General features: G+C 41.4%; 6 protein-coding genes. 3 read left to right on the forward strand and 3 right to left on the reverse strand.

Going from position 1 to position 5,147, the window contains the following annotated elements:
• Positions 1–65: 65 nt before the first annotated feature.
• Positions 66–401, reverse strand: a complete 336-nt coding sequence (locus tag C200_RS14475) for a pentapeptide repeat-containing protein (RefSeq protein ID WP_016211608.1) — start codon at positions 399–401, stop codon at positions 66–68.
• A gap of 695 nt (positions 402–1,096) precedes the next feature.
• Between C200_RS14475 and C200_RS04560 the strand changes: the two genes are divergently transcribed.
• Together C200_RS04560 and C200_RS04565 are read left to right on the forward strand one after the other, a co-directional pair.
• Positions 1,097–1,405 (forward strand): double zinc ribbon domain-containing protein, encoded by a 309-nt coding sequence (locus C200_RS04560; protein ID WP_016211609.1) that lies wholly within the window; start codon positions 1,097–1,099, stop codon positions 1,403–1,405.
• Positions 1,406–1,422: 17 nt separating this feature from the next.
• Entirely contained in the window at positions 1,423–3,624 is a 2,202-nt protein-coding gene (locus tag C200_RS04565; protein WP_016211604.1) for a heavy metal translocating P-type ATPase, read from the forward strand.
• Between the two features lie 103 nt (positions 3,625–3,727).
• Here C200_RS04565 and C200_RS04570 read toward each other — a convergent pair whose 3' ends face one another.
• Positions 3,728–3,961: a hypothetical protein gene (locus tag C200_RS04570; RefSeq protein WP_016211605.1), complete on the reverse strand. Its 234-nt coding sequence runs from the start codon at positions 3,959–3,961 to the stop codon at positions 3,728–3,730.
• Between the two features lie 216 nt (positions 3,962–4,177).
• Between C200_RS04570 and C200_RS04575 the strand changes: the two genes are divergently transcribed.
• A complete protein-coding gene (locus C200_RS04575) occupies positions 4,178–4,708 on the forward strand; it encodes a gamma carbonic anhydrase family protein (RefSeq protein WP_016211606.1) in 531 nt (176 codons plus the stop codon).
• 28 nt (positions 4,709–4,736) lie between these two features.
• On the opposite strand, the gene C200_RS04580 is transcribed toward C200_RS04575, so the two are convergent.
• A complete protein-coding gene (locus C200_RS04580; RefSeq protein ID WP_016211607.1) occupies positions 4,737–4,961 on the reverse strand; it encodes a type 2 periplasmic-binding domain-containing protein in 225 nt (74 codons plus the stop codon).
• Positions 4,962–5,147: the final 186 nt, after the last annotated feature.

Raw genomic sequence — 5,147 nt, forward strand, 5'->3', positions numbered from 1 at the left:
TATAAATCTCTTTTGTACATTTATGCCTAGACATCCTTGCCTCACTTAGCAACTTCATCAATGTTTTATTTTAAAGCATTAAAACTCAAAGTGCGAAACTCGTGCCATTTAAAATTCGTATTTTCTAAATCAGTGCCAGTTAGCTTTGCTTTAAAAAGGTATGCGCCTGATAGGTTTGCATTTTTTAGATTAGAGTCATTAAATTCTGTGCCTTTTAAATAGGCATTTGATAAATTAACATCTTGTAAATTAGCCCCAAATATCTTGGCACAAGATAAATTCAAACCAGATAAGTCGGTACCCTGTAAATCCCAATGACATAAGTCGGGTTGGCCTGATCCGCCTGGAGCATGTGCTCTGTCGATTTCCCTGATGACATCATTTCTGGTTTTTCTTAGCATGCTTTGGTATGCCTTCTTCTTTAATTTAAATAGATTGAACATTAAACTTAGGGGTTGATAGCTAATAAAGTTATTAAGCAACTTTTAAGACTAACCCAAAATTATTTAATGATTTATTTTTACTTAAATATTTTAAATGTCAAATGTATTTAACAATTCACATTGAAATAATTTATTTTTATTGAAGTGATTATTTTTGTTTTTATTTAAGTATTTAAGGTGATTGATTTTAGTGTAAATTTATCAAATGGTTGGCTCAAATCCTGTGTATTTGATATAGGTTAGTTGTTTAGTCCCAATCTGTGCTGGTGAGGATTTACTCTAAATCGTTTGGGCTCGTTTTGTCAGCACTTTTACAGATCAGCTTAAATTACTGGCAGATTTTATCTTTGCAATTAATGTAAAGTAGGTTAATAGTCCTGAGTTAATATTTTAAGACATAGTTAGTTTATTGTAAATAAACATTATTTTTGCTCAGGTTAATCTAGTTTGTTTTTTATTGTCAATCATTTTTGTAAAATTCTCTTAATTTAATGAAAAAATGCATGATTTAAATCAATAAAATAAATTTATAAATCATTACCTGTTATTCAGTGTTATTTGAACTAGAGAATAATAGTAATAAAAATTTGACCCTGAAGTAGGGTTTAGGGTTTATGCTGTCGCTGATAAGAAGTGAGTTTGGAGGAGTAAACATGGGTCATCATGGTAAGCCAAAGCGTGGTTTTTTTCGTGGAATTTTTTCAAGATCGCGACGATCGCCAGTGTATTCAGAGGATCATCAGCAGGACTCCTATGTGCGTCCTGTACGTATGGAGACAGTGCAATTGACCGAGCGTTGTCAAGCCTGTCAAGCGGATAATCCGGCCCATTCGAAATTTTGTGGTCAGTGCGGTGTGTCTTTAGTATCGCAAACCTTACAGTGTCAAGGGTGTCGCGCTCGGGTGAAAGCGCCTGCGCGTTTTTGCCCTGAATGTGGAGCGGCTTTTAAAGCGAACCCATAATAAACAGGAGAGTGAAAGTGAGGTCAGCAGATATGCAAGGTTATACATTTAAAGTCTATGGCTTGGACTGCGCAGAAGAAGTTTCTGCTTTAGAAAAAGTACTGATACCCACAGTTAAAAATAAAAATGCATTACGCTTTGATTTGCTTAATGGCAAGTTAACAATAGAGTCTGTAGACAGTTCGATTGGTGAGAGTGATCTTGTTGCAGCGATTGCTAAAGCGGGTTTAAAAGCGGTCGCTTGGGAGCAATATTTACAAGGCTCACAACAAAAAACAGGCTTTTGGCCACGTTATGGCCGTTTAATTCTTGCAATTATCAGTGGCTTGGCCTTGATATTGGGCTATGTGATTAATGGTATGCAGTATGGTTTTTTAACGGCGCTGGCAGGGCATGAATCGCTGAGCTGGGCGCTGGATAAGGTGGCGATCAGCGCATTTATTATTGCGATTATTACAGGTGGTCGTTATGTTTTCCCGAAAGCGCTGATTGCACTAAAAGGTTATCGGGCGGATATTAATGTCCTGATGACGATCGCGGTGATTGGAGCGGTGTTGATTGGTCAGTGGGTTGAGGCTGCGGCAGTCACCTTTTTATTTTCTGTCGCTTTATTACTTGAAAACTGGAGCGTTGGCCGCGCGCGCAATGCCATTAAATCATTGCTTGAAATTGCCCCGGAGACTGCACGCACGGTTTGCTCCCATCATGGTGTTGATGAAAAGCTGGTGGCTGAGGTGAAAATTGGTGCGATTGTTATTGTTCGTCCAGGGGAAAAAATTCCGCTTGATGGTGTTATCACTCAAGGGCAAACGCATGTTAATCAAGCGCCGATTACGGGTGAGTCCATGGCGGTGTTGAAGAAAACTGGAGATGCTTTATATGCCGGGACGATTAACGAAGAAGGGGTGATTGAGTTTAAAGTGACGCGCAGCGCAGAGCAGACGACGCTTGCACAAATTATTAAGCGGGTGGAAGAAGCACAAGCGTATCGGGCGAACAGTGAGCAGTGGGTGGAAAAATTTGCCCGTTACTATACACCGGCAATGATGGTGCTGGCCTTATTGGTTGCAGTTGTTCCACCGTTGTTTTTTAGTGCGCTGTGGTCAGTGTGGGTTTATGAAGCCTTGGTGATTTTAGTGATCGCCTGTCCTTGTGCATTGGTAATTTCAACGCCGGTCAGTATTGTTTCAGGCTTAAGTGCAGCCGCGCGTTCTGGTGTGTTGGTCAAGGGCGGGGCTTATTTAGAGCAACCGGCTAAATTAGATGTGATTGCCCTGGATAAAACCGGCACCTTGACCGCAGGTCAGCCTGAAGTACAGCGTTTATATGCGGTTAATGGCTTTAGTGAAGAGAGATTGTTAACAGTTGCCGCGGCTTTAGAGGCAGAGAGTGAGCACCCCTTGGCGGTTGCAGTATTGCGTAAGGCGGCAATGGCAGGAGTAACCGTTAAACGTGCAGTAGAGAGTAAAGCCATTAAAGGCAAAGGTGTTGAGGGTTATGTCGAAGGTGAGTATTACTGGCTGGGCAGTCATCGCTTTTTGCATGAGAAAAAGCAATGTTCGGACTCGAGTGCGTTGCATGAGTTAATCATGGAGTTGGAGTCTGCAGGCCATTCGATTTTAGCGCTTGGCACTGAGACTGCAATTTGTGGTGTTATCAGTGTGGCAGATCAGGTGCGCGAGGCGAGTCAGCGTGCGATTAGACAGTTAAAAGCTTTAGGCTTAAAGACGGTTCTACTCAGTGGAGATAATCAAGGTACCGCGGATGCGGTGGGTCAGTTATGCGAGATTGATGAAGTACACGCTGAGCTTTTGCCTGAAGATAAAGTCAGTGTCATTAAAGCACTGCATAGGAAAAATCACTGTGTTGCCATGATTGGCGATGGCATCAATGATGCACCGGCCTTAGTGACGGCTGATTTAGGCATTGCGATGGGAGCGGTAGGTAGTGATGCAGCGATTGAAGCGGCAGACATTGCCTTAATGTCAGATGAGTTAGAAAAATTACCGTGGTTGATTCGTCACTCGCGGCGAGTGATGCAAGTGATTAAGCAAAATATCAGCTTTGCTATTGGTGTAAAAGTGATTTTTATTGCGCTGGCGCTCGCGGGGGTGGCCAGTTTGTGGTTGGCTGTGGCCGCTGATATTGGGGTCTCGTTGTTGGTTATTTTTAATGCATTACGTTTGTTAAAGTCCAGTAGTTTAGTTGAGCTTGGTTGAGCTTGGTTTTATTCGCGTTAATTTAATAATTAATTTAGGGTGGTAGTCTGTTTTAGTCTGCCCTGAGCGTAATGATTATCATGCCCTCAGGGTGTTTTTGCTGTTATTGGCGCTTAGCAATTGAGCGCTCTTTCGCATCAATCCATGTTTTTGCTTCATTGAGAATATATTTTTCGGCGTCGCCCAAATTAGTAAAGGCCTTGCCGCTGATATGAGGAATTTTATCATCATCCAGGTGGTTACAATGAATAATCGCTTCGGCGATAAAAAAGCCGTCTTTCTCATGTGTCCAATAGATGACCTGGCAGCCTTTGTAGTCAATTGAATCTTTTTCCATTATAGCCTCCGGTGCTTATTTTATTACTTTTTTTCATTGCCTTTAATTAATAGTAAGCTATAGCAGGTCATATTTGCAGATTGAGCTGTTTTTTTCTATCTTGCTTTGGGTCCTTGCACTGTGAAATGTTAGACTGGTCTGGTACGATTTTTTGATGGTATATGAATTTATATTTATTTTTATTAATTGATAGTGATAGGTAAAAGGTAATTAAGAATGGCAGTGCGACCTTTTAATGGTATTTTCCCAAAGATTACAGAGGGCTGTTATGTGGATGGCGCAGCGACTATTATTGGTGATGTCACCCTTGCTGCTGATGTCTCAGTCTGGCCTGCTGCGGTATTGCGAGGGGATGTACAAAAGATCAGCGTCGGTGCGCGTAGTAATATTCAAGATGGCAGTGTCTTGCATGTTACTCATGACAGTGTGTATCAACCGAGGGGCTTACCTTTGATCATCGGTGCTGAGGTGACGGTAGGTCATCAGGCGACGCTGCATGCGTGTACGATAGAAGATCGCTGCTTGATTGGCATGAAGGCGACGGTCCTTGATGGTGCGAAGGTTGAATCTTTGACGATGATTGGTGCCGGTGGATTGGTTCCTCCGGGCAAGTGTTTAGAAAGTGGTTATCTGTGGGTCGGCGCACCGGTCAAGAAAATCCGCCCTTTAACCAAAGAAGAAATTAAGTTTTTAAGCTATAGCGCTGAGCAATATAGCAAACTTAAAGATCAGTATTTGGGCGAGTGACTTAGTTATTATTTTAGTGAGTGAAGCTTTATTTGTCGATTAACTTGAGTCCTTCATTGAATTTATTGATGATTTTTTTATGATTGCTTAGCTTTTTAGGGACGATTAAATAATAACTTGTTGTCTCTAGTGGCTTTTCTTTGTAATACGTCAGCTTTGCTTTTTCTTCAGGGCCTAATTGCTTGATGAGGGTATCACAGACTTCTATACTGCATGGAAAAATATCAATGCGGCCTTTAAGCAGTTTTTTCAAGTTGAGGGTGTCGGTTTTGCTGATTTGATATTTAAAGCGTTTCTTGTTAATTGCCGCTTCAAATGCATTACCATAGCTATAGCCTAGGCTGCCGCCGATAATATGACCTCTAACTCACCTTACGCACTGACATGATAAACGATGTATAATGAAATCTGATAGATACAGGGATTTCATCAGGAATGA

It is taken from the genome of Piscirickettsia salmonis LF-89 = ATCC VR-1361 (assembly GCF_000297215.2).
GTDB classification, from domain to species: domain Bacteria; phylum Pseudomonadota; class Gammaproteobacteria; order Piscirickettsiales; family Piscirickettsiaceae; genus Piscirickettsia; species Piscirickettsia salmonis.

Bases quoted from the DNA above. Each gene is read 5' to 3' on its own strand.
- C200_RS04575 (WP_016211606.1), top strand. From the start codon at position 4,178: ATGGCAGTGCGACCTTTTAATGGTATTTTCCCAAAGATTACAGAGGGC.
- C200_RS14475 (WP_016211608.1), bottom strand. From the start codon at position 401: ATGCTAAGAAAAACCAGAAATGATGTCATCAGGGAAATCGACAGAGCA.
- C200_RS04560 (WP_016211609.1), top strand. From the start codon at position 1,097: ATGGGTCATCATGGTAAGCCAAAGCGTGGTTTTTTTCGTGGAATTTTT.
- C200_RS04570 (WP_016211605.1), bottom strand. From the start codon at position 3,961: ATGGAAAAAGATTCAATTGACTACAAAGGCTGCCAGGTCATCTATTGG.